A 25477-nucleotide genomic window follows, 5' to 3' on the forward strand; every position below is an offset into this window, starting at 1 on the left:
CAGGAGTAGAGGCGAACCGTAGTCGAAAAAAAATGGCCGGTTTTCCGTGAGGAAACCGGCCATTTTTTTGGCTTCTTCTTCTCATGCGGGATTGAATGGCGGCGACGTTCGAACATGCTGGATGACGTGCAAACAGCGATTTTGTCCGCGCCTTTTCCGAGGGTGCGCGGGGGCCAAGTGCGGCGCGCAGGTTTGGCTTGCCCCGAATCTTCGAGGATCACCGTCGACGTGCCGGGTTCGCTTTGGCAGCCCGCTTCATAGTCGATGGTATGCGCATCGAAGTGATGGATCGCGCGCAGCGCCGGTAGGAACGCGCTGTCAATGTCACACTTACGCAGGCAGCTATCTGAAGCGAGCTGAGTGATTCATGGCGTTCGGGCGAGCATAATGGGTGCGCTGCTTCTCGCGCGAATACATGGACAACGCAATGCCAACGCTCATGCCGCCCGCAGACCGAACGCCCTCAGGCGCTGGAGTCACCTTCTGAAAACAAACTGAAAGCGGCTCATCCGTCACTCACAAACGACGGCACGTGGTTTGCTTAAGCCTTGCCCTTACGCCGAACCGTTGGCGTGAATAGAAGAAAGAAAGTTCAAGAGCAAGAGATTCCCATTCTGTCGACCTGCGACCTGGGGAGTGGCCGAACGTCTCAGCCATTCCGCGTTTCAATGAGTGAGAGAGGGCCTGATGCCAGATCAAGACGCGCGACCTGACCATGACGGAGACAAAGCCGGGGACGATTCAAACCACGGTGAGCGAAAAAACGATAGCGACAAAAACAGCGGCGACGGCAAGTCTAACGACGGGTCTATCGACAAGTCCGATGAAAAATCGAACGGGCAAAAGAGAGGCCCGGGCAAAACACCGCTGATCATCCTGGCCATTGTCGTGGTGCTCCTGATCCTGGGTGGATTGATCTGGTGGTTCGCAACCCGCAATCAGGTCAGTACCGACGACGCCTACACCGACGGCGATGCCGTGACGATCGCGCCGAAGGTCTCGGGCTACGTCGTAGTCATGAACCTGGGCGACAACAAGTTCGTCCACAAGGGTGATCTGCTGATCAGGATCGATCCTCGCGACTACCAGGCTCAACTGGACCAGGCGAACGCCCAACTTGGCCTGGCGAAGGCCCAACTCGATGCGGCTCAAGTGCAACTGGATATTGCCCGCGTGCAATATCCAGCTCAGTTGACCCAGGCGAAGGCTCAGGAACAGAGCGCGCAAGCGAACCTGGTGCAGACCCGCGCGGCTTACGAACGGCAACGCGCGGTCGATGTCCGCGCGACATCGCAGCAAAACATCGACACGGCGACGGCTCAGCAAAAGAGCGCGCTCGCCAACGTCGCGCAAGCACAGGCGCAAGTGAAAACTGCGAGCCTCGTGCCGCAGCAAATCAGCCAGGCGCAAGCCACGGTAGAGGAACGCCGGCAGGATGTTCACCAGGCCGAGGCGCAGGTGGAAGCGGCCGCGTTGAACCTGTCATACACGGAACTGCGTGCTCCCGCGGACGGCTGGGTCACCAAACGTAACGTGCAGTACGGCACGTTCCTGCAGGCGGGCACCTCGATATTTTCGCTGGTGACAACCACGGTCTGGGTCACCGCCAACTTCAAGGAGTCGCAACTCGAGCGCATGCGCCCAGGGGACTCGGTGGATGTATCCGTCGATGCTTATCCGAACCTGAAGCTGCACGGTCACGTGGATAGTATCCAGCTCGGCAGCGGCTCGCGTTTTTCGGCTTTCCCTGCTGAGAACGCGACGGGCAACTTCGTGAAGATCGTGCAGCGCGTGCCGGTGAAGATTCTTATCGATAGCGGATTGCAGCCCGATCTTCCGCTGCCGCTCGGACTTTCCGTGGTTCCGAAGGTGATGTTGAAATGAGCGATCATGCCGGCTGGAAACCGAGGTCCAATCCCTGGCTGATTGCGGTCGTGGTCACGCTCGCGGCATTCATGGAAGTGCTCGACACGACCATTGTGAACGTCGCGTTGCCCCATATTTCGGGCGCGATGTCCGCGAGTTATGACGAAGCCACCTGGACGCTGACCGCGTATCTTGTCTCGAACGGCATTGTGCTTCCGATCTCCGCGTTTTTCTCGAAACTGCTTGGACGTAAGCGCTATTTCCTGATTTGCATCGGCGCGTTCACGGTCTGTTCGCTGTTGTGCGGCCTCGCCACCGACCTGTGGCAACTGATCCTGTTCCGGATCTTGCAAGGCTTCTTCGGCGGCGGCTTGCAACCGAACCAGCAGTCCATCATTCTCGATACCTTTCCGCCCGAGCAGCGCAGCCGCGCATTCTCGATCTCGGCCGTGGCGATCGTGGTGGCGCCGGTGATCGGCCCGACGCTTGGCGGCTGGATCACCGACAACCTCACGTGGCGCTGGGTGTTCCTGATCAACGTGCCAATCGGCGTGATTACGACCATTGCCGTGATGGAGTTTGTGGAAGATCCGCCGTGGGAGAAGAAAAAGGATCGCCGCGAACTGGGCCTTGATTTCATTGGCATAGGCTTGATTGCGCTAGGTCTCGGCTGCCTGCAGGTATTCCTCGATCGCGGCGAGGACGACGACTGGTTCAAGTCCGGGTTCATCACTACCTTCGCCATTCTGTCGGCGATCGGCATAGTCGGCGCGATCTTCTGGCTGCTTTACGCGAAAAAACCGGTGGTCGACGTACGCGTATTGAAGGACAAGAATTTCGCGTTGGGCTCGGTATGCATGGTGGGTTTTGCAGCCATTCTCTATGGCAGCGCGGTGCTCGTGCCTCAGCTTGCCCAGCAGCAACTGGGTTACACCGCGACGCTCGCGGGCCTCGTGTTGTCGCCTGGCGCAATGATGATCGTGGCCATCATTCCTATAGTCAGCAAACTGATGCCGATCATACAAACCCGCTACCTGGTCGGCTTCGGTTTTTTCCTGATGGCGTGCGCGTTGTTTTATACGCATCACCTGGTGCCGAACATCGACTTCAAGACGCTGACGCTCATGCGAAGTTCGCAGTCCATCGCCATTGCGTTCCTGTTCGTACCCATCACCACGCTGGCGTATTTGACGTTGAAGCCATCGGAGAATGCGGACGCGTCCGCGCTGTTCACGATGTTCCGCAACGTGGCGGGATCGATTGGAATTTCGCTTGCGACTGCCGCGATCGTCGAGCGCACGCAGGCGAACATGGCGCATATGTCCGTGCACATGACGCCGTTGAACCCGAACTACAACGACTCGATCCAACGTCTCACGCACACGCTGATGGACATGGGCCAGACCTTGCAGCAGGCCATGACCACCGCGACCGGACTGATGTACAAGCAATTCATTTCGCAGTCCACGATCCTGGCTTACCTTGACGTATTCGGCGCGGTGGCGATCTTCGCATTGTGTTTCGTGCCGATCACATTTTTCTTTTCACCGGTAAAAGCCGCGGGTGGCGGGGGAGGGCATTGAGATGCGCAAAAGCAAAAGCAGCACACGCTTGATCCCCTTGCTGCTTTCGATGCTCGCCGGCGCGTGTTCAGTCGGTCCGAATTTCACACCGCCCGACGCGAAAGCCCCGGACAACTGGAACGATTTGCAGCGCGCGCAGAACCCGCCTGACGACGTGCGCTTTCCCCATGCGAGCGTGCCATCGCTGGCGGACACCCATGCGGATCCCGACCCTCGCTGGTGGCGCCAGTTCAACGACGCCACGCTGGACTCGCTGATCGAGCGCGCGGCGGCGGGCAATCTGGATTTGCAGAGCGCGGTGCTGCGCATTGAGGCGGCGCGCGAGCAGGCGGTGGTGTCGGGCGCGCAGGGGTTGCCGCAAATCAGCGCAAACGCCAGCTATAAGCGCGAGCAACTGGGCTTGAAGGGCTTGCTGCAATCGCAGGGTGTGTATGGCAAGGTCAACGCACTCGACCCGAACAATGCTAGCGTGACCGGCGCCCTGAATTCCTTGACGGCGCCGGTGAGCCTCTTCCAGGATGGCTTCGATGCGTCATGGGAACTCGATTTGTTCGGGCGAGTGCGGCGCTCGGTGGAATCGGCGAACGCGCAGACAGAGTCGGCGATAGAAAATCGCAACGACGCCTTAGTCTCGCTCGAGGCGGAAGTTGCTCAGACCTATTCGCAACTGCGCGGGGCGCAGCTCCTGAAGCAGATCACGCTGGCCGAGATCGATTCCGAGCAGCGGATCCTCGACCTCACGCGTGAACAGGCGCGTGTGGGGCTGACGAGCCAGAGCGATGTGGAGAGTGCGACTGCGCAGGTGGGTTCGTTGCAAGCCCAGCTACCGCAATTCGATGCACAGATCGCCCAGGCGATGAACGGCCTTGCCGTATTGACCGGAAGCGCGCCGGGGGCACTGGATGCGGAGCTGGAGGCGCCGGGGGCGGTTCCGCCGGTGCCGCCAAGCGTGCCGATTGGTTTGCCTTCGACGTTGGCGCGGCGGCGTCCTGACATTCGCCGCGCGGAGAGTGATTTGCACGCGGCCACCGCTGAGATCGGCGTGGCGGTGGCGCAGATGTACCCGGATGTATCGTTGACGGGGAATGTGGGTACGCGGGCAACGCAAGCCAAATATCTCGCGCGCTGGTCAAGTCTTTTCTGGACGGTGGGCCCAAGTATTTCGCTGCCGATTTTCGAAGGCGGCGCGTTGCGGGCGAACGTGCGGATAGCGAAGGCGCAGGCGGGGCAGGCGGCGCTGCAGTATCGCTCGACGGTGCTGAAGGCGCTACAGGACGTCGATAACGCCCTGGTGTCCTACCGGACGGATCAGGACCGTCGGGAGGCGCTGACGCGCACGGTAGAGGCTAACCGGATCAGTTTGCAGCTTGCGACCGATAGTTATCGGAAGGGGCTCGTGAGTTTTATCACCGTCCTGGATGCCGAACGGCAGTTGGCCGAAACACGGCAACAACTGGCGCAATCGACGGTGAGCGTGACGACGGACCTGATCGCTGTATATAAGGCGCTGGGGGGCGGATGGGAAGCGGCCAATAGTTGAAGAGAGCAGGGAGCTAACACTCGCCGGACCACAGACCCTGGAGATAGTCACCAGTGCGAACGGCCACCCCTTTCGCACCAAAATCGGGCATTCCCCTATCCCGATCAACCACGGCGGCTCACCCGTGCGCACTTATTTGAAGCAAACTCCTACCTAACCCGCCAAAACAATGAGTAAAAACAAGTAGTGGAAAAAATGGCACGCCTGTTGCTTAATTGTAGATACTAAAACTACCGAAGCGTCGGACAGGCGTGGCCCAGCTTGAAGAGAAGTATCGAGCCGGCATTTCCACGCACAGGCGGCACTAGGCCGCGATTAAAAAGGACGCAAGATGCAGATCTACGACGAAATGCGTCACGAGGAAACCGTGCGGGCGCACTACGCACGTTTCTCCCGGTGGCTTTCCACGCAAAGCCCCGAAACCATCGCGCGCAAGCGTGCGGAAGCCGATCTGCTGTTCAGGCGTGTCGGCATCACGTTTGCCGTGAACGGCGATCTGTCGGGCACCGAACGCCTGATTCCCTTCGACATGATTCCGCGCATCATCCCCGGCGACGAATGGCGCAAGCTTGAAGCAGGCCTGCGACAGCGGGTACGTGCGCTGAACATGTTCATCCGCGACGTCTATCACGATCAGGACATCGTCCGGGCAGGCAAGATTCCCGCCGAACAGGTGTACACGAACGCGCAATACCGCCCCGAGATGCAAGGCGTCGCAGTGCCGCTCGACGTCTACGCGCACGTCGCTGGCGTGGACGTGGTGCGCGCGGGTGACGCGGGAGAATTCTACGTACTCGAAGACAATCTCCGGGTGCCGTCGGGCGTGTCGTACATGCTCGAAAACCGCAAGATGATGATGCGGCTCTTCCCCGAATTGTTCGTGCAGAACCGCATCGCGCCGGTCGCACACTATCCGGACCTGCTGCTCGAAACGTTGCGCTCGATCGCGCCGGCCGGCGTGGACGATCCTAACGTGGTGGTGCTCACACCTGGCATGTACAACTCGGCGTACTTCGAGCACTCGTTCCTCGCGCAGCAAATGGGCGTGGAGTTGGTGGAGGGCAAGGATCTCTTCGTCGATGAAAACTACGTGTTCATGCGCACGACTCAAGGGCCGAAACGCGTCGACGTGATCTACCGGCGGCTCGACGACGACTTCATGGACCCGCTTGCGTTCCGCACGGACTCGGCGCTCGGCGTGCCGGGCCTGCTGACGTCGTATCGCGCGGGCCGCGTGGCATTGGCTAACGCGATGGGCACGGGTATAGCGGACGATAAATCCATCTATCCGTTCGTCCCGGACATGATCGAGTTCTATCTCGGCGAAACGCCGATCCTGAACAACGTGCCGACGTTCCAGTGCCGCAAGCCTGACGATCTCGCCTACACGCTCGCGCATCTGCCCGAACTGGTCGTGAAGGAGGTTCACGGCGCGGGCGGCTACGGCATGCTGGTCGGACCGGCATCGACGAAAGCCGAAATCGAGGCGTTCCGGGAACGCCTGATCGCGCGGCCGGACGGTTATATCGCCCAGCCAACCCTGGCGCTCTCCGCGTGCCCGACCTTCGTGGAGTCGGGTATTGCGCCGCGCCATATCGACTTGCGGCCGTTCGTGCTGTCGGGTAAAGAAGTGACGATGGCCGCCGGCGGCCTGACTCGCGTGGCGTTGAAGGAGGGTTCTCTCGTCGTGAATTCGTCGCAGGGCGGCGGCACGAAAGACACCTGGATGGTGGACTAAGCATCCACCAGGATTGTTCGCACGGGCGCGCTCCCAAGCGCTGCGCCCGCGCGCGCCACACAATAACGGAACGCCATCATGATGCTAAGCCGCACAGCCGATCACCTTTTCTGGATGGCTCGCTACATGGAGCGTGCGGAAAATACCGCCCGCATGCTCGATATCAACCTGAAGGGCATGCTGCTGCCGCAGACGCCGGATCAAGCCGCGCGTGCACAACGCTCGGTGCTGCGTATTTCGGAACTCGAATTCAGGTTCGAGGAGCGTTTCCCGGGCTCGGATTCGCGCGAGGACATGCTGCACTTCATGGTCGCCGATACCGGCAATGCGTCGAGCATCATTTCCTGCCTGCACGCTGCCCGCGAAAACGCGCGTGCCGTGCGCGGGACCCTGACCACGGAAGCGTGGGAGACCATCAATTTCACGTGGCTCGAATTCGGCGAGAAACTCGCTGCGGGCGAACTCAAAAAGAGTCCGGACATGCTGTTCGAATGGGTCAAGTACCGTTCGAACCTGTGTCGCGGCGTGATGGTCGGCACCGCGCTTCAGGACGACGCCTTCTGGTTCATCCAGCTCGGCATGTACCTGGAACGCGCGGACAACACGGCGCGGATCCTGGACGTGCGTTTCGCCGATGCAGAACCGAACTCGCGCGAAGCCGCGCGTCAGCTGGAAGACTTCTACTACTGGACCTCCATCCTGAGTTCGGTGTCCGCGCTGGAGATCTACCGGAAGGTGTATCGCGACGTTGTGACGCCGTCTCGGGTTGTCGAGTTGCTGATCCTCAACTCGCAGATGCCACGCTCGCTGCTGGCATCGCTGGATGGGGTTTGCGCGACGCTCGACAAGCTGCGCACGAGCGGCTCGAACGAGTGTGAACGCTTCGCCGGCAAGTTGCGCGCGGACGTGCTCTACATGGATATTCGCCAGATTCTCGAAACCGGAGTGCACGCCTATCTGACGCAATTCCTGAAACGGGTCGATGAGCTCGGTGTCCGCGTGATGCGCACCTTCCTCATGTTGCCTCTCGCCTGAACGCATCCGTCCTGGGAACTATCATGCTTCTGACCATTCGTCATCACACGAGCTACCGCTACGCCGTCCCCGTGCAGTATTCCATCCAGCAACTGCGCATGACGCCCGCGAACGGGTCGGCGCAGATGGTGCGGCGCTGGAATATCGATACCGTGGGCAAGCTCGACGTCACCCGCGACGCTTACTCCAACACGTTGCATACGCTGGTGCTGACGAAACCGCATATGGAGATCCATCTTTCCGTGACCGGTCAGGTGGAGACCACGCTACTCGACGGCGGCCGCCTCAACGACGGTCCCGGCCGGATTCCGCTTCAGCACTACACCTGCACGACCGCGCTGACCGAGCCGGATGCGGCGGTCCGCGAGCTGGCGAACTCGGTGCCCAAGCTCGATTCGCCGTCGGCGCTGCTTGCGCTGGCGGAAAATATTGAAGCCAAGGTGCAGTTCAAGGCGGGCGTAACCGAGGTCACGAGCACCGCCGCGCAGGCGCTGCAGCTTGGCAACGGCGTGTGCCAGGATCACGCTCACCTCATGCTGGCGTGTTGCCGTGCCCGGGGTCTCCCGGCGCGCTACGTGAGCGGTTATATCGATCCGGGCGACGTCCCGCATGCCGCGAGCCACGCGTGGGTGGATGTGTGGCTCGACGACGGCTGGGTGTCGGTCGACGTCACGCACGCGGCGTTCGCCAGCGGCCGGTACTGCCGCCTCGCGGTCGCACGCGACTATGAAGCGGCCGCGCCTGTGCGCGGCTCGCGCGTGGGCGGCAAGGAAGAACGCATGAGCGTGGACGTCTCGGTGCAGGCAACGGCCGATCAGTAATTGCCTGCGTACTTTGCGCCACCGCATTTGTCAGATGCCATGACATTCAAGCCGCGCCCCTCATCTGCCGATAACAACTAAAGGTGAGGTGGCGCGCTCTTCTTTGCCGCACCTTGAGCTGATGTGACCCGATGTGACCTCATGTGACCTCATGTGACTGTAAGCGGCGCGTTTTCCGGGCGACGCTGCCTGGCCGCGATCATCGCAATCAGCCCGATTCGGGCGATTACCCGATTACAATACGAATTTGCTTCTATCAGGAATTGGACGCATGACTTATTGCGTGGCAATGCGCGTCGACGAGGGACTGGTGTTCCTGGCTGATACCCGCACGAATGCCGGGGTCGACCATGTGAGCGCAGCTCGCAAGATGGCGGTCTTCGAACAGCCCGGTGACCGCGTTCTTGTGCTCCTCGCGGCGGGTAATCTCGCGTTGACGCAGGCGGTCATGCAATTGCTGTCGGAACCAGCGCCCGAAGACAAAACCACGCTGTATAACGTTGCCTCCATGGCGGAAGCGGCGCGGCTGGTGGGCGATGCGGTGCGCGAGGTTCATCGGCGGGATGCGGCTACGCTCGCGGAATTCAACGTCGACTTCAATTGCAGCTTTATTCTCGGTGGCCAGATCCGCGGCGCGAATACGCGCCTGTTCATGATCTATTCGGCTGGCAACTTCGTGGAATCGTCGCAGGTCAGCCCGTATTTCCAGATCGGCGAATCGAAGTACGGCAAGCCGATCATCGATCGCGTTGTCACACCGGCCACACCGCTGGACGAAGTCGCGAAATGTGCGCTGGTGTCCATGGACTCCACGCTGCGGTCCAATTTGTCAGTGGGATTGCCGCTCGATCTGCTCGTGTATGAGAAGGACGCGTTGCAGGTCACGCGGTTCTCGACCATCGATAATGACAACCAGTATTTCCAGATGATTCATCGCACGTGGGGTGAACGGCTGCGGCAGATTTTCGGGGAAATCCCGAATCCGACTTGGGCCGATCCCGCCAATGTGCCGCTGCGGGCGCGCGAAACGGTATCGAATGTGCCACGTTTGACAAACAACGATCTGCGCGCCGAACCCGATACGTCAGCCCCGCCGTTTCAGACGCTGATGCAGCCGGCAAGCGGGCAAGGGCAGCATTGAATCGGACAGGAGCAGGTGAGGCGGTCTAAAAGCGCGTGGTGGAAGCATCGCAAGACAGCTAGCGTGAACAAGAACGGCCTGATCGGCTTAAGTCGATCAGGCCGTTCTTGTTTTTGGCTTCGGTTTTGGCCTGTCGATCGCCGTGAATCAGCGGTCAATACCTCACGCGCATAAAAAAACAGCCATCGGCGAAGCCGATGGCTGTTTTTGAACCGCAGTCGGAATCGGCGCGCTGTGTAGTGAAACGCTACGCGCCGGGTCCGGCTTTAGAACTTGTGACGAATACCAACGATGACCATTTCTTGCGTGTTCGTACCGGCGAAGCCGAACGAACCGATCGATGCTTGCGCTTGCTGATCTACGCGAACCGTCTGGCCAGCAGCGTTCGTGGTGAACGTAGCTTGCGTGCCGCTTGCTTTCTGGTAAGCGCCGAGTGCGTAGAAATCCGTGCGCTTGGACAGCGTGTAGTCCGCACCGATGCCGACCTGATTGTAATGAGCACCCGTGTCGCCACTAGCTTTCTCGTACGTGTAGCCCGTGCCGATCAGGAGAGCCGGCGAAAGCTGGTAGTTCACGAATGCGCTGCCGATGTTGTACGTTTCCGTCGACGTGTATGCCGAGAAACCGTCCGGACGGTACTTCGCATTGCTGTACGAACCGCCGAACGTTACCGGGCCGATAGCATACTGAGCTGCTGCACGAGCGATGGCGATCGAGTGAGCCGATGCGTAGCCGCTGTTGATCGGGCTGTCGAAGATCGAATCCGACGACGGGCTATTCCAGGTCGTAGCCGAACGGCCTGCACTCGGGTTGCTCGTGTAGTAGTAACCGGCAGCCAAGCCCAACGGGCCGTTGTTATACGCAACTGCACCGCTCCACGTCTGGCCTTGACCCGTCGTGCCAGCGCCGTTGCTGAAACCATACAAGCCTTCGAATTGCAGGCCAGCATAGTTCGGCGAAACGTACTTCACGCCGTTATTTACACGCGAGCTGTTGTCGTAGTTGTCGACGTCGCCCGGCGTACCAACGATGGATGCCCAGTAGTTGTCACCCGTGATGCCTTGCACCATGTCGACGAGCGGATCGTATTGACGACCGAGCGTGACCGTGCCGAGCTTGTCAGACGTCAAACCGACGAATGCCTGGCGACCGAATTCTTGACCTTGTTGACCCAGCTTGCCCGTGTAAACGTTAAAGCCGTTTTCCAATTGGAAAATTGCCTTCAAACCGCCGCCCAGATCTTCCTGGCCTTTCAGGCCCCAGCGATCGCCAGACAGGGTGCCGGCATTTGTGCCGACCAGCTTTTCGTTGCCGTTCGCGTTGTGAACATAAATGAGACCAGCGTCGATCACGCCATACAGGGTCACGCTGTTTTGCGCGTGAGCCACGCCTGCTGTGCCGAGCAGTGCCAGCGAAAGGGAAGTCAGTGCGAAACGTTTCATCAGGTTCTCCACGCGAGGATTAAATTCGTTGTTGCCGGCGCAGAGAATAACGCAGCGTTACAAAACTTAAGAACTGAAAAATTAAAACCTGTCTCGAAAAAAAGACACTTTATGGTCGATCGTTTGATGTCTTGTAAGGCAAGCCTGTCAAGGCTTTGGCTTATGATTCATCTAGTGAAAGCATGGCGACAAAGCTGTATTCAGAAAGTTCCTTTTAATGCAATTGATTCAACGAGAATCAGCGATTTTTATTAGTTTTTTACTAATTGGGCGTTATAAGCGAGATAGGCTGGCGCCGCCCGCGAGGAGATCTCTGACGGGCAAGAGGAGCGCTGCATATGGCTCGGCGAGGGTTTACGCCGGGTGGCGGCTCGCCGAGGTCAAGCCAAGTCCAACGCCCTGGGCCGGATGCGGGCGTTGTGTATTACCAACATCCTTACCCATTGAAAGCGTCATTTTTGCATTCGGCGCAACAAAGGCGCTGCGCCTTTGCATCGCGACACATCCATGCGATTGGACGCAAGTTTTGCGCAGTCAAGCCTTTGACACGGAAAACTGCCGTACCGCAAATCACGCCGGTTCGGGACCTGAATTTGATCCCGCTCTGGATCCCGCCGCCCGGCTTGGCGGGCGTCATTCGTCTATTCGTCAATTGCAGCGGGCCGGCCGGGTTCTGGTTCGCGGCCAGATTCACGGCCAGATTCACGGCCGAGATCGCGGCCCTTTAACAGCGCGAGCGCCAATCCTGCGCCGCCGGCCATCAACACGGCGCGCCACGGATACCGTTTCACCAGGTCGTTTGCTTGCACCGCCTTACGCCCGCAATCCAGCATGGCCTGCGCTGTCACCCGCGTCGCAGCGGTCTCCGCACGGGCCAGCTTGCGGCTCAGGGTCAACGCGGTGCTCAGCGCCGACACCCGTTGGCGCGCCTGCTGCGTCAAATGCTGCGAGCGTTCAGCCCGCCGTTCGATGGATGCTCGCGCATGTCCCGGCACGACCGTAAAGGCTTTTGTGGTCCCTGGATTGTTCGCATCTGCATCTTTACGGCCGGCTCCGGGTACCGTCGAGCCCGCCAGCATCGAGCCGATCTTGGCGCGGCTGCCGGGCGGGACCCGGGAGCTTTGCTGCCCCCACGCACCACGGGGATCGTGCAAACGGGCTCGCGCGGCTGAAAACTCCGCGCCGAGCAGCAGGACTGCGGCCGAGAAGTACAGCCACATCAGCAGCACGGCGAGCGAGCCGGCGGCGCCGAATGAATTCGCTGTGCCGGCGTGTGTCAGGTAGAACGCAAACAGTTTCTTGCCGACGGAAAAGAGGATGGCGGCAACAAACCCGCCGACCAGTGCGTCCTGCCATTGCACGCGGCCGTCGGGGAGGAACTTCAGCAGCGCCCCGAACGCGAGCGAGAGAATCACCAGTCCGACCACCAACTGCACAACGTCGCCGATGATCACGAAGGGCGAATCACCCCAAAGCCATGTGCCCACGGCCTGGATGGCGGTATCGAGGACTAGCGAGACGATCAGCAGGAAAGCCACGCCCAGCACCAGGCCGAACGAGATCAGCCGCACCCGCACCAGCGCGAAAACGCTGGACTTCTGCTCGCCGCTCAGCGGCCACACAAGGTTAAGCGCAGTGTTGAGCGATGAAAATGTAGCCGATGCACCCACCGCCAGCAACACGAACGAGATCACGGCGGCAACGCCCGTGCCGCCGCTGCGGTGGGCATTCTCCACAATGCTCTGCACGCTCGCCGCAGCCTGATCGCCGAGCAATCCATTGACCTGATGGAACAACTGGCCGCGTGCGGCGTCCGCTCCGAACACCCAGCCGGCCACTGCGATGACCATGACCAGCGTTGGCGCCAAAGAAAACGCGGAGTAGAACGCGATGCTCGCAGCCATGGCGGCACAGCGATCCTCGCCAAATTTCTTGAGCGCGCCCATCACCCAGGATGCGTCCTTTTTCACCACAGCCTGAATTCTTTCGGTGGACGACGTACTCATGGAAACCTCAACTTCGGTGATGGTGATGATGACCTTGACGATTTTGTAATCCGTCAGAGCACGATGCGTTCCACGGCCGGTGAGCCCGTTGGTCACATCACAGCGTGCCGGGACTTATGAGCATCCGTCATCCCGTGGCAGCTTGGCAACCCAAACCGGGCTCATAGGCCGTTCGGATGCCTTCGGCGGCGCTTTTGTCGCCAATTGTTGAGTTTGTTCTACGTAGTTTTACGTTCAGCGGGAGCGGGTTTTTCAATCGGCGCGGGAATGGGCAGGGAAATGCGCACGTGGCTGGGCGAATGAAGTTCAAGCCGTCACGAGGTGGCATGCATCGCCGAGCCGTTGCAGCCACCGGCGAACGCGCCCACCGCGCCCACCGCATCAGGCACGCATGGCGAACCCGTCGAGATAGGCGGCGGGATCTTGTCCGTCCCAGACGTGCCCGTCGAGCAGCACGTCCGCGCGAATCTCCTCCGGCACGCGAACGTCCGCCAATGCCGCGGCCTCGCGATACAGCGCCGTCTGGCTGATCGCCGCTGCAATGGCGGCGTCGTCGTGAGCGCCGCTCAGCAAACCCCATCGGCGATATTGCGTCAGGAACCACAAGCCGTCGGACGGGCGCGGATAGTTGACGGCGCCTTTATCGAAGAAACTGACGGGGAGGGGAAGCGGCTGCCCGGGGAATCGTGCAGCGTCATAGTCGCCGAGCAGCCGTGGCGCGATCAATTCCTGCGGTACGCCTAGCAGGTCCGGCGCTGCGAGCCATGTCGAGATGTCAGCGCGATGCGAGGGGTTGTCGAGCCACCGGCACGCTTCGAGCATTGTCTGGACCAGCGCGCGCGCCGTATTCGGATAACGCATGACAAAATCGCGCCGGCTGGCAAGGACCTTTTCCGGGTGGTCCGGCCAGATCTGGCTAGTGATCGCGACGGTCCTGCCCGCGTGGCGCGACTCGGCAACCGCGTTCCACGGCTCACCGACGCAGAAGCCGTCGAGCTGGCCCTCGGCCAATGCATCGGCCATTTGCGGCGGCGGGATCACGATGCTGCGAATGTCGCGCAGCGGATGCACGCCATGAGCGGCGAGCCAGTAGTACAACCACATCGCATGCGTGCCGGTCGGGAAGGTCTGCGCAAAGACCGGAGGACGGCCGAGCGACGCGAGCGCCTCCTTCAAATTGCCACTCCGGCTCAGCGCGTCGGCAAGCGGGTTCGATAGCGTGATGGCCTGGCCATTGCGGTTCAGCACCATCAGCACGGCCATTTCGCCTTGCGGTCCGCCAATGCCGAGTTGCACGCCATACACGAGGCCATAAAGCGCGTGCGCTGCATCGATCTCGCCGGACAACACCTTGTCGCGCACGGCCGCCCAGGAAGGCTGCCGGCACAACTCGAGCGTCAGGCCGTGGCTGTGGCCGAACTCGAGGATCTTGGCAACGGCGAGCGGGGCGACATCGCTCAGCGCCACGAAGCCCAGGCGGATGTGGGTCTTCTCGGGTTGCTCGGACGCGCGGTTCAAAGCGGCTTTGGGTGTGTTCATGTTGTGCGGGCTACCCTAATAAATCGGCCATCGATACCAACTGGCGCGCAACCTCGGCAAGCTTCATTCCCTCGTCCATCGCGCGCTTGCGCAGCATGGCGTATGCCTCCGGTTCGGACATCTTGCGCCGGTCCATCAAGAGGCGCTTGGCCCGGTCGATCAGCTTGCGGTCCGCGAGTTCGTTTTCAGCATCGGCGAGCCGCTTGCGAAATTGCTCCTCGCGGGCAAAGCGTGCGAGAGCGACTTCGAGGATGGGTGCGAGACGCGCGGCCTCCAAGCCCTCAACAAGGTAAGCGCTCACGCCAGCACCGACCGCGGCGTGAATCAGTTGCTGGTCGCCGTCGTTGCTGAACATCAGAACCGGACGTGGCGCGGTCTCGTTCATCACAGCAAGTTGTTCGAGAGTATCGCGTGAAGGCGATTCAGTATCGATGATGACCACATCCGGGCGCTGCTCTTCCACCACCTTGGGCAATGCAGCAGGGGTCGCCACTTCGGCCAGCATGTCGTAGCCCAGGCGTGCGAGTGCCTGGCGAAGATCGCCAATGGGTTTGTCGGTATCGGTGACGAGCAGTACACGAAGCATGGATCAGGCGCCGGGATAGCTCATGCAAGGTCGGCCGGGCGCAACGCTCGCCGCGCGCCGGTCAGCGAGCGCCATGGAGACCGCGTGCATTGTTCGATTCGATGTGCGCGTATCAGGCTGCATGCTGGACCGCTTCAGTAATGTCTTGCCACGCGTTGAAGGCGGTGTGCTCGTCCACGGTGAGAGCGCCGGTTTCGTTGTTAGCAACCCAATCTACCGCTTCGCCAATCGCATCGCCAACGAGGATCACGGCGGGGCTTCCCAGACCTTCCTTCACGGCGTCGATAGCCATGCGATCCAGCGTTCCAAGCCAGCGCCGCTCGGATGCTGTACCGGCCCATTGGACCACTGCGGCAGGGGTGGACGCCGGCAACGCTGAGAGCAGTGCATGGCAGAGGCTTTCGATGCGTGTCATGCCCATGTAGATCGCGAGCGTTGTACCGGTTGCCGCGAGTGCGGCCCAGTTGGGTTCGCCATGATCCCGTTTGTGCGCCGTGACGAAGGTCACTCCCTGGCAATGTTCCCGATGCGTCAGCGATATCCCAAGACTCGCCGCTGCCGCAAAGCCTGACGAGATGCCGTTGATGATCTCCACCGGAATCTGCGCATGCCTTAGTGCGGTGAGTTCTTCGCCCGCGCGTCCGAACAGCAGGGCGTCGCCGCCCTTCACGCGGACCACGTGCAGTCCTTTCAGCGCATAACGCTGCATCAGCCGCTGGATGAAGGCTTGCGGTGTCGACTTGCAGCCGCCGCGCTTGCCGACCCGGATCACGCGAGCTTGTGGTGCAAGCGACACGATCTCAGGATTGGCCAGATCGTCCAGCAACACGATATCCGCCAGCGCCAATGCCTTGGCGGCTTTGATCGTGAGCAAGTCCAGATCGCCGGGGCCGGCGCTAAGCAAGGTGACCTTGCCTGTTGTCATCGTGATGTCCTTTGGCGGTTTGGGAAAACGTAACAGCCGCCGCGTTGCTTAAAAGATCGAAGAAATGAATGAACCGCATGGGTCGCGTGTCGCACAGATCAATGACCTTCCGGGCGATGCGACAACACCGCGCTCCAATGGAAAACGGCATCCGCTCGTGCTCCTGCACGAAGGGACGCCGTTGTCCTGAGTCGCCGGTACGTAGTCGATACTGCCGGCGTTCGAATCAATAAGACTGTGATATCCAAGCGCCCGACATCGTTGTCGCACGCAACCACATATAGGCAATATCCAGGCCAGACGAGTGCGGCTTTACCGCGCTCGGCGACTGACCATGCGAACAGCAAAGCGTCCGCCGCGCGAGGCCACGCTCCTCATGCGTGTCCGCATGAACTAACCCTTCCTCGATCTTCTGTCGCGGATCGGGGAGACCAGCCGAGGTGCAGCACAGTCCGCACGCGGACAGTGCTGCATCGCACCGCGAGGGTGCGGCGCTGCATCAAAATGCATCGCGGGTAATGGGCGGAAAACCGGCTGCCACCCGCAAACGCCCGCCATATATAGAGAAGCCACTCATGGCATAGCCCTTGCGTTTAGAGCGTCCATGGATCAACGACGGTCCAGTTTCATTGCAAGACTTCAGCAGTGGCCCATGACGGGCTTATTGGACAACGGCGTCCCCTGAACTCAGTCATCGGCTGGGTTCGCGGGACGCCTTTTTGTTTTTCTGGAAAGACAATGGCAGACAAAGCAACCCGGATCGATCTCTTCAGCTTGCGCACCGTGCCCATGCGAGCCTTCCACCTTACGTGGATGGCGTTCTTCGTCTGCTTCTTTGCGTGGTTCGCCTGTGCGCCGTTGATGCCGTTGATCAAGCGCGAATTCGGACTGTCCATTGATCAGGTTGCCAATATCAACATTGCCGCGGTTGCCGCGACGATCCTGGTGCGACTCATCGTTGGCCCGATGTGCGACCGCTACGGTCCGCGAAAGGTCTATACGGGACTCCTGATCATCGGTGCATTCCCCGTGTTCAGCGCCGCGCTCTCGGGCGGTTACACAAGCTTCCTGCTGTGCCGTCTGGGCATTGGCGCAGTGGGAGCGAGCTTCGTTATCACGCAGTACCACACGTCGATGATGTTCGCGCCGAACGTGGTTGGCACGGCCAACGCAACCAGCGCCGGCTGGGGTAATGCCGGGGCCGGCGCGGCGCAAATGCTGGTGCCGTTGCTGCTCGCAGGCATGCTTGCGCTCGGCGCCGCAGATGCGTCCGCATGGCGCCTCGCACTCGTGGTGCCCGGGCTGGCGATGCCGGTCATGGCCTGGTTCTACTGGCGCTTCACGCAGGACTGCCCGCAAGGCAACTTCACGCAATTACGCGCGCAGGGCATCGCTATCGATGGCGGCAAGAAGGGCGGCTGGGCGAGCTTTCGCGCCGCCTGTGCGAACTATCGCGTGTGGATGCTGTTCGTCACCTATGCGGCTTGCTTTGGCGTCGAAGTGTTCATCCATAACATCGCCGCGATCTATTACGTCGATCACTTTCATCTGTCGCTGAAAGCCGCCGGCGTCGCTGCCGGCAGCTTTGGACTGCTCGCCCTGTTTGCCCGTGCACTCGGCGGCTGGCTCTCGGACAAGGCTGCGGCGCGGCGCGGCCTCGCGATTCGCTCGACCTTGTTGTTCGTGCTGATCGCGGGCGAAGGCCTCGGGCTTCTCTGGTTCTCGCATGCGGATAGCGCAGCGCTGGCCGTGGTCGCCATGCTGAGCTTCGGCCTGTTCACGCATATGGCGTGTGGCGCGACCTACGCGCTCGTGCCGTTCATCGATCGAAAGGCGCTGGGCGGCGTGGCGGGAATTATCGGCGCGGGCGGCAACGTGGGTGCAGTTGCGGCCGGCTTCCTAATGAAGGGCTTCGGCAACGTCCAGCAGACGCTCGCCATGCTCGGCGTGATGGTCACGTTGTCCGCGTTGTGCGCGCTCGCGGTGCGCTTTAGTTCCGAGCACAAGGCACAGGAAGCGGTGCTGCGTGCAGATGCATTGGGTGCCAACAACAGCATTGCTAATTGAGAGCGTCCTGATCATGAAAATTGTCGTCATCGGCCATGGCATGGTCGGCCATAAACTCCTCGAATGCCTCGCCGAAAAGGCAGCGCACGGGCTCGATATCACCGTGCTCTGCGAAGAACCGCGGCCGGCTTACGACCGCGTGCATCTGTCGGAATTCTTCTCCGGCAAATCGGCGCAGGACCTGTCGCTGGTCGAGCCGGGATTCTTCGAGCGGGAGAACGTTCGGCTCGAGCTCAATGCGAAGGCCGTGTCGATCGATCGTGCGGCGCGTACCGTGACGGTGTCGACCGGCGAGGTACTGGCGTACGACAAGCTGGTGCTCGCTACCGGTTCTTATCCGTTCGTGCCGCCGGTTGCGGGCAATGAGCGTCGCGACTGCTTCGTGTACCGCACCATTGAAGACCTCGAAGCAATGAAGGAATGCGGCGCGCGCTCGAAGACGGGCACGGTCGTCGGCGGCGGGTTGCTGGGGCTTGAATGCGCCAAGGCGTTGCGCGACATGGGCTTGCAGACGCACGTGGTCGAATTCGCGCCGCGCCTGATGGCCGTGCAGGTCGACGACAGCGGCGCACGCGTGCTACGCAGCAAGATAGAAGAGCTCGGTGTGACGGTTCATACGCAGAAGAACACCGTAGCCATAGTCGATGGCGAAGACGGTACGCATCGCATGGAGTTCGCCGACGCAACCCATCTCGACACCGACATGATCGTGTTCTCCGCCGGCATCCGCCCGCGTGACGAGATTGCGCGGATCAGCGGCCTCGAAGTCGGCGCGCGCGGCGGCATCGTGATCGACGACGGTTGCCGCACGAGCGACGCTGATATCTACGCGATCGGCGAATGCGCACTCTGGAACGGACAAGTCTTCGGGTTGGTCGCACCGGGTTATGACATGGCCCGTACTGTTGCAAAACAGTTGGCTGGCGAGCTGGCCGGTTTCACCGGCGCCGACATGAGCACCAAGCTGAAGCTGATGGGCGTGGACGTGGCGAGTATTGGCGATGCCCACGGCAAGACGCCGGGCAGCCGTGCGTATCAGTTCAGCGACGAACGCAAGCAGGTCTACAAGAAGCTGGTGGTGTCCGAGTGCGGCAAGTATTTGCTCGGCGGCGTGATGGTCGGCGACGCAACCGAATACGGCACGCTTTTGCAGATGATGCTCAACCGCATCGAGTTGCCTGAGGCCCCGGAATTCCTGATTCTCCCTTCCCCCGACGGCAAGCAAAAGCCCGGCCTCGGCGTCGAGGCGCTGCCCGAAGCCGCGCAAATCTGTTCGTGCAACAACGTATCGAAAGGCCAGATTTGCGCAGCGGTGTGCGCGGGTGCAACCAGCATTGGCGAACTGAAGTCCGCGACCAAGGCCGGCAGTTCGTGCGGCGGTTGCGTGGCGCTGGTCACGCAGGTGATGAAGGCCGAGATGAAGAAGCAAGGGCTCGCGGTCAACAACCACATTTGCGAGCACTTTGCGTACTCGCGTCAGGAGCTCTATCACATGGTGCGCGTCGAGCGCATCGAGACGTTTGGTGCATTGCTCGCGAAGCATGGCCACGGCCTTGGATGCGATATCTGCAAGCCGGCCGCCGCCGCGATTCTTGCATCGTGCTGGAACGAGTTCGTGCTGAAAAAAGAGCACGCCAGCCTTCAGGATTCAAACGACTACTACCTCGCCAACATCCAGCGCGACGGCACCTATTCCGTCGTCCCCCGGATGCCGGGTGGCGAGGTCACGCCCGACGGCCTGATCGCCGTCGGCCAGGTTGCCAAAAAGTATGGCCTGTACACCAAGGTCACGGGCGGGGCACGTGTCGACTTGTTCGGTGCGCGGGTTGAACAGTTGCCGCTGATCTGGGAGGAGCTGATCGCGGCCGGCTTCGAGTCCGGGCATGCGTACGGCAAGTCGGTGCGCACCGTGAAGTCTTGCGTGGGTTCGACATGGTGCCGCTATGGCGTGGGCGATTCGGTCGGTCTCGCGATCGGCATAGAGAACCGCTACAAGGGTTTGCGCACGCCGCACAAGATCAAGTTCGGCGTCTCCGGTTGCACGCGCGAATGTGCCGAGGCACAAGGCAAGGACATTGGTGTGATTGCGACGGAGAAGGGCTGGAACCTCTACGTCTGCGGCAACGGCGGCATGAAACCGCGCCACGCCGAGCTGCTCGCATCCGATCTCGACCGTGCCACGCTGATCCGGTACATCGACCGCTTCCTGATGTTCTACATCCGTACCGCGGACCGCTTGCAGCGCACGAGCGTGTGGCGTGACAACCTGGAAGGCGGGCTCGAGTACCTGATCGACGTCGTGGTGCACGACAAGCTTCAGCTTGCCGCGGAACTCGAAGCGGAGATGCAGCACGTGGTCGACACCTACGAATGCGAGTGGAAAAAGGCGGTCAACGATCCGGAGACGCGCAAGCGCTTCCGCCATTTCGTCAACAGCGATGAAGCCGATGCGAACGTGAGTTTCATCGAAGAGCGTGGCCAGGTTCGCCCCGCGACGCCGGCTGAACGGCAACTGAAGCGAATCGATATTCCCGTGGTTGTAGAGACGGTTTGAACTCCGTGCGATTCACAAGACTCACACTAAGGACATCATCATGAACAACGATCGAATCCCAAGCTCATGGGTGGCTGTGTGCCCGCTCGACGACATCGTGCCGAACACTGGCGTCTGTGCGCTCGTCAACGGCGAGCAAATCGCCGTGTTCCATCTCCACGATGGCAACCCCAGCGTGTTCGCGATCGATAACTTCGACCCGGGCTCACACGCGTCCGTACTGTCGCGCGGACTGATCGGCAATCTGGGCGAACGAATTGTGGTGGCGTCGCCGATCTTCAAGCATCACTACGACCTTCGCACGGGCGAATGCCTCGAGATACCGGCGAACTCGGTCAACGCCTTTGCGGCACGCGTGGAGGACGGCCACGTGTGGGTCGCCGTATGAGCACCGCACGCCTATTTGCGTATCTCGCATGATTTCCGGCAGCGTCAAGACCGTGTGCCCATACTGCGGCGTTGGCTGCGGCATGGTCCTGCAAGTCGAGAAGGGGCAAGTAGTCAAGGTGTCGGGCGACAAGGAGCATCCGGCCAATTTTGGACGCCTTTGCACCAAGGGCTCGTCGGCGCATGTGGTCTTGCGCAAATCGGGCCGCCTGGAATGCGCCTTCATTCGCCATGAGCGGGATCAGGATCCGATCCCGTTACCCATGGCGCAAGCAATTTCCGACACGGCTCAGCACCTGCGCAGCCTGCTCGACGAGCACGGCCCGGACGCGCTTTCGTTCTATGTGTCGGGGCAGATGTCGATCGAGGCGCAGTACCTCGTCAACAAGCTTGCGAAAGGATTTGTCGGCACCAATAACATAGAGTCCAATTCGCGGCTGTGCATGGCGAGCGCCGGCAGCGGCTACAAACTGTCGCTGGGCGCTGACGGTCCGCCGGGCTCGTATGAGGACATCGATCGGGCCAACCTGTTTTTCGTGATCGGCGCGAACATGGCCGACTGCCACCCGATCCTGTTCCTGCGCATGATGGATCGTGTGAAGGCGGGCGCCAAGCTGATCGTGGTGGACCCGCGCCGCAATGCGACCGCCGACAAAGCCAGCCTCTTCATGCAGATCAAGCCGGGGACCGATCTGGCATTGCTGAACGGCCTGCTGTACCTGCTGCATCAGAACGGTCACACCAACGCTGCTTTCATCGCCGAATCGACTGAAGGTTGGGACGCGATGCCCGACTTTCTGGAAGACTATTCGCCGGATAAGGTGGCTGAGATCACCGGGATCTCCGAAGCGGATATTCGTCGCGCGGCGCAGTGGATGGGCGAGGCGCCCGAGTGGATGAGCTGCTGGACCATGGGCCTCAACCAGAGCACGCATGGCACCTGGAACACGAACGCCATCTGCAACCTGCATCTCGCCACGGGCAAGATATGCCGGCCAGGCAGCGGGCCGTTCTCGCTCACGGGGCAGCCCAATGCCATGGGCGGACGCGAGATGGGTTACATGGGACCAGGGCTTCCTGGTCAGCGCTCGGTGCTGGTGGAAGAGGATCGGGCTTTTATAGAAAACCTGTGGGGCGTTCCGAAGGGCACGCTCAAAACTTCGCTCGGGCAAGGGACCGTGGACATGTTCTCGCGGATGGCGACGGGCGAGATCAAGGCCTGCTGGATCATCTGCACTAATCCTGTTGCAAGCGTGGCGAATCGGCAGACCGTGATTGCGGGGTTGCAGGCCGCGGAGCTGGTGATTGCACAGGATGCGTTCCTCGATACCGAAACCAATCGCTACGCCGATGTCCTTCTGCCCGGTGCGCTGTGGGCCGAAGCCGAAGGCGTGATGATCAACTCCGAGCGCAACATGACGCTCATGCAGAAGGCGATCGACCCGCCGGGCGCTGCGTTGCCGGACTGGCAGATCATCGCGCGCGTGGCATGTGAAATGGGTTTTGCCGATGCGTTCAGTTATGCATCGGCAGAAGAGGTCTTCGCCGAGATCACCAAGACGTCGAACCTCAAGACGGGCTACGACTTGCGCGGTGCGAGCCATGAGCGCCTGCGCGAGACGCCGTTGCAATGGCCCTGCGCGCCGGATGGTGCGGCCGATCGTAATCCGGTTCGTTATATTAACGATGGCGTGAGCCAAACGCTTAAGCAAATACCGGACGGCAGCCGCCCGCGTCTCGTCTTTCCCACTCCATCCGGCAAGGCGGTTTTCTTCGCTCGCCCCCATGTGGCGCCGGCCGAAATGCCGGACAGTGAACGGCCTATCGTGCTGAATACAGGCAGGTTGCAGCACCAGTGGCACACCATGACCAAGACCGGCAAGGTGCCCATGCTGAACAAGCTGAACCCTGCTCCGTTCGTGGAAATTCATCCCGAAGATGCGGCGGCGCTGGGTATCAAGGCGAAGGATGCGGTCGAGATTCGTTCGCGCCGCGGCCGCGCCGTGCTGCCCGCGGTCGTCACCGATCGGGTTCGCGCCGGTAATTGTTTTGCCCCTATGCATTGGAACGACGTCTTCGGCGAAGAACTCTGCGTCAACGCCGTGACGAATGACGCCATCGACCCGATATCGCAGCAGCCTGAATTCAAGTTCTGCGCCGTTGCGCTCAGCCGCGTAACGCCTAAAGCTGACGCGGTGAATCGCGAGGCGTGTGACGATGCCGCCCGCCCGGAACACGTCGAGCCCGTTGTTGCCGATCACGCCCGTCCGAACCAGGAACTGGACATGTCCCGTATTGATGCCCTTGGCGCGCTGCTCGGTATTCCGAAAACGCCCGCGCCCGAACTGAGCGAGACCGAACGCATCTATCTCGGCGGCTTCATGAGCGGCCTGCGTTCGACCGAAGGCCGTGCAGCAGGCGGCGTGCCGACGTTGCCGCCTGGTGCGCCCATGGCCCCTGCTACACGCCTTTGGCTTGATGGTGTTCTCGCGGGGCTGTTCAGCCGCGCGGAAACGCCCCTGCCGACGTTGGCCTCGCCGGTGGCGGCAACGACCGCCGAGTCCTCCGTGCGCATTGCGCGCGCGCGGCCAAAAGTCGTGTTGCTGTGGGCTTCCCAGACCGGGAATATCGAGTCGTTGACCGAGCGATACGCGACCCAGTTGATGGAGTCCGGGTTCGAAATACGGACCACGTGCATGGCCGACTATGCGGTGTCCGACCTGGAGAAAGCGCAGTACGTTCTGCTGATGACGAGCACCTTCGGCGATGGTGATGCACCCGATAACGGCGAGAGTTTCTGGACCGCGATCAGCGCCGATAACGCCCCGCGCCTGGATGGCGTGCGCTACGCCGTGCTGGCTTTTGGCGATCGCAATTACGACGCGTTCTGCGGTCACGGCCGCAAGCTCGATACGCGCTTGCTCGAACGCGGAGCGATACGTCTGCTGGAACGGGTCGACTGCGATGCCGAGTACCAGCCCGCGGCCGACGCGTGGCTCGAGCGGATCGTTGCACGTATCAACGAAGAAGATGCGGCGCTGCACGCAGTCCCGGCCGACGGCATGATTCCGGCGGTGCTGCCCGGCACCACGCCTTCAAAGACCCATCCGGCAGCCTCGCGGCTGGTGAAGAATCTGCGGCTCAACAAGCACGGCGCGACGAAGGACACACGCTATTTTTCGCTGGATACCGCCGACTCGGGTCTCGAGTATGAGGTTGGCGATGCCCTCGGGGTATGGCCGAGAAACTGCCCCGAACTGGTCGATGAACTCATCGGCCTGAGTGGCCTTAGCGCCGATGCTGCCGTCAACGTGGCAGGCGCGGGTGAGATGCGCCTCGCCGAAGCGCTCGGCAAGCACTATGAAATTGCACGTCCGAATCACGACGCGCTGGCGTTCATCGCCGCCCGCACGCGCAACGGTGCGGACGGTGCGAATGGTGCGGGTGGTGCGTTAAGCCGGCTGCTTCACGAGGACAACAAGGCGGACTTGAAGAAGTGGCTATGGGGTCAGCAACTGGCTGACGTGCTGCATGAATTCCCGGTGGAGCTTTCAGCCACGGAGCTGGTCGGCATGCTCAAGCGCATGCAGCCGCGTCTTTACTCGATTGCATCGAGTCCGAAGGCGCATCCTGACGAGATCCACCTGACCGTGTCGGCGGTCCGGTATAACAACGGCCGGCGTCAGCGCAAGGGCGTGAGCTCAACTTTCCTGGCAGACCGTGCCGGCGATGCCAGCGTGCCGGTGTTCGTCCAGAAATCGGCGCATTTCCGTCTTCCCCATAGCGGCGATGCACCCATGATCATGGTCGGTCCCGGCACCGGCGTGGCCCCGTTCAGAGGCTTCCTGCATGAACGCCTCTCGCGCGGCGACACCGGCCGCAACTGGTTGTTCTTTGGCGAGCAGCATGCCGCCACGGACTACTACTACGGCGATGAACTCGATGAGATGCGTCGCAAGGGCCTGCTGAACCGGCTCGATCTCGCTTTCTCGCGGGATCAGGCCGACAAGATCTATGTGCAGGATCGCATGCGTGAGCATGGCGCGGAGCTCTGGTCGTGGCTCGATGCGGGTGCGCATTTCTATGTCTGCGGCGACGCGGGCCGCATGGCCAAGGACGTCGACGCAGCGCTCAAGTCTGTCGTGGCTCACCACGCCGGCATGAGCGACGACAAGGCCAGGGAATACGTCAGCGGCATGGTCAGGGACAAGCGTTATGTACGGGACGTGTATTGACGTCCCGCGTGA

The 25477-nt window shown here is 61.1% G+C and carries 16 protein-coding genes; 11 read left to right on the forward strand and 5 right to left on the reverse strand.

Annotated features, from left to right (window positions below; translation table 11 throughout):
- Positions 1–687 precede the first annotated feature (687 nt).
- The 7 genes from FH08_RS0139410 to FH08_RS0139440 all read left to right on the forward strand — a co-directional run bounded on the left by FH08_RS0139410 (position 688) and on the right by FH08_RS0139440 (position 9724).
- The gene (locus FH08_RS0139410; RefSeq protein ID WP_031363618.1) at positions 688–1884 is read left to right on the forward strand and encodes an HlyD family secretion protein; all 1197 of its coding nucleotides are present in this window, start codon (positions 688–690) and stop codon (positions 1882–1884) included.
- The gene (locus FH08_RS0139415; protein WP_031363619.1) at positions 1881–3449 is read left to right on the forward strand and encodes a DHA2 family efflux MFS transporter permease subunit; all 1569 of its coding nucleotides are present in this window, start codon (positions 1881–1883) and stop codon (positions 3447–3449) included. The genes FH08_RS0139410 and FH08_RS0139415 overlap by 4 nt, the downstream gene beginning before the upstream one ends.
- A 1-nt stretch (position 3450) precedes the next feature.
- Complete coding sequence (locus FH08_RS0139420; protein ID WP_031363620.1) at positions 3451–4989, forward strand: efflux transporter outer membrane subunit; 1539 nt, start codon at positions 3451–3453, stop codon at positions 4987–4989.
- A 331-nt stretch (positions 4990–5320) separates the two neighbouring features.
- The gene (locus FH08_RS0139425; RefSeq protein WP_031363621.1) at positions 5321–6727 is read left to right on the forward strand and encodes a circularly permuted type 2 ATP-grasp protein; all 1407 of its coding nucleotides are present in this window, start codon (positions 5321–5323) and stop codon (positions 6725–6727) included.
- A gap of 81 nt (positions 6728–6808) precedes the next feature.
- Positions 6809–7762 carry an alpha-E domain-containing protein gene (locus FH08_RS0139430; RefSeq protein WP_031363622.1) on the forward strand — a complete coding sequence of 318 codons (954 nt, stop codon included), beginning with the start codon at positions 6809–6811 and terminating at the stop codon, positions 7760–7762.
- Positions 7763–7785: 23 nt separating this feature from the next.
- Positions 7786–8583 carry a transglutaminase family protein gene (locus FH08_RS0139435; RefSeq protein WP_031363623.1) on the forward strand — a complete coding sequence of 266 codons (798 nt, stop codon included), beginning with the start codon at positions 7786–7788 and terminating at the stop codon, positions 8581–8583.
- Between the two features lie 271 nt (positions 8584–8854).
- Positions 8855–9724: a proteasome-type protease gene (locus FH08_RS0139440; protein ID WP_031363624.1), complete on the forward strand. Its 870-nt coding sequence runs from the start codon at positions 8855–8857 to the stop codon at positions 9722–9724.
- Positions 9725–9990: 266 nt separating this feature from the next.
- Here the strand turns inward: FH08_RS0139440 and FH08_RS0139445 are convergent, their stop codons facing one another.
- The 5 genes from FH08_RS0139445 to cobA form a co-directional block, all read right to left on the reverse strand.
- The gene (locus tag FH08_RS0139445; RefSeq protein ID WP_031363625.1) at positions 9991–11166 is read right to left on the reverse strand and encodes a porin; all 1176 of its coding nucleotides are present in this window, start codon (positions 11164–11166) and stop codon (positions 9991–9993) included.
- A 641-nt stretch (positions 11167–11807) separates the two neighbouring features.
- Positions 11808–13172 carry a YihY/virulence factor BrkB family protein gene (locus FH08_RS0139455; RefSeq protein ID WP_051888909.1) on the reverse strand — a complete coding sequence of 455 codons (1365 nt, stop codon included), beginning with the start codon at positions 13170–13172 and terminating at the stop codon, positions 11808–11810.
- A gap of 381 nt (positions 13173–13553) precedes the next feature.
- Positions 13554–14711 (reverse strand): CmpA/NrtA family ABC transporter substrate-binding protein, encoded by a 1158-nt coding sequence (locus FH08_RS0139460; protein WP_031363628.1) that lies wholly within the window; start codon positions 14709–14711, stop codon positions 13554–13556.
- A 10-nt stretch (positions 14712–14721) separates the two neighbouring features.
- The gene (locus FH08_RS0139465) at positions 14722–15297 is read right to left on the reverse strand and encodes an ANTAR domain-containing response regulator (RefSeq protein ID WP_031363629.1); all 576 of its coding nucleotides are present in this window, start codon (positions 15295–15297) and stop codon (positions 14722–14724) included.
- Between the two features lie 112 nt (positions 15298–15409).
- Complete coding sequence (gene cobA / locus FH08_RS0139470; RefSeq protein ID WP_051888891.1) at positions 15410–16222, reverse strand: uroporphyrinogen-III C-methyltransferase; 813 nt, start codon at positions 16220–16222, stop codon at positions 15410–15412.
- Positions 16223–16960: 738 nt separating this feature from the next.
- Here cobA and FH08_RS0139480 point away from each other — a divergent pair.
- From FH08_RS0139480 to FH08_RS0139495, 4 genes are read left to right on the forward strand one after another with little or no spacing between them, the layout of a single operon-like run.
- Positions 16961–18289 carry an MFS transporter gene (locus FH08_RS0139480; RefSeq protein WP_031363631.1) on the forward strand — a complete coding sequence of 443 codons (1329 nt, stop codon included), beginning with the start codon at positions 16961–16963 and terminating at the stop codon, positions 18287–18289.
- Positions 18290–18302: 13 nt separating this feature from the next.
- Positions 18303–20843, forward strand: a complete 2541-nt coding sequence (gene nirB, locus FH08_RS0139485; RefSeq protein WP_031363632.1) for a nitrite reductase large subunit NirB — start codon at positions 18303–18305, stop codon at positions 20841–20843.
- 40 nt (positions 20844–20883) lie between these two features.
- Positions 20884–21231: a nitrite reductase small subunit NirD gene (nirD, locus tag FH08_RS0139490; RefSeq protein WP_031363633.1), complete on the forward strand. Its 348-nt coding sequence runs from the start codon at positions 20884–20886 to the stop codon at positions 21229–21231.
- Positions 21232–21259: 28 nt separating this feature from the next.
- Positions 21260–25465 carry a bifunctional nitrate reductase/sulfite reductase flavoprotein subunit alpha gene (locus tag FH08_RS0139495; RefSeq protein ID WP_031363634.1) on the forward strand — a complete coding sequence of 1402 codons (4206 nt, stop codon included), beginning with the start codon at positions 21260–21262 and terminating at the stop codon, positions 25463–25465.
- Positions 25466–25477 lie beyond the last annotated feature (12 nt).

This window comes from Caballeronia sordidicola (genome assembly GCF_000729995.1).
Taxonomy (GTDB): Bacteria; Pseudomonadota; Gammaproteobacteria; order Burkholderiales; family Burkholderiaceae; genus Caballeronia; species Caballeronia sordidicola_A.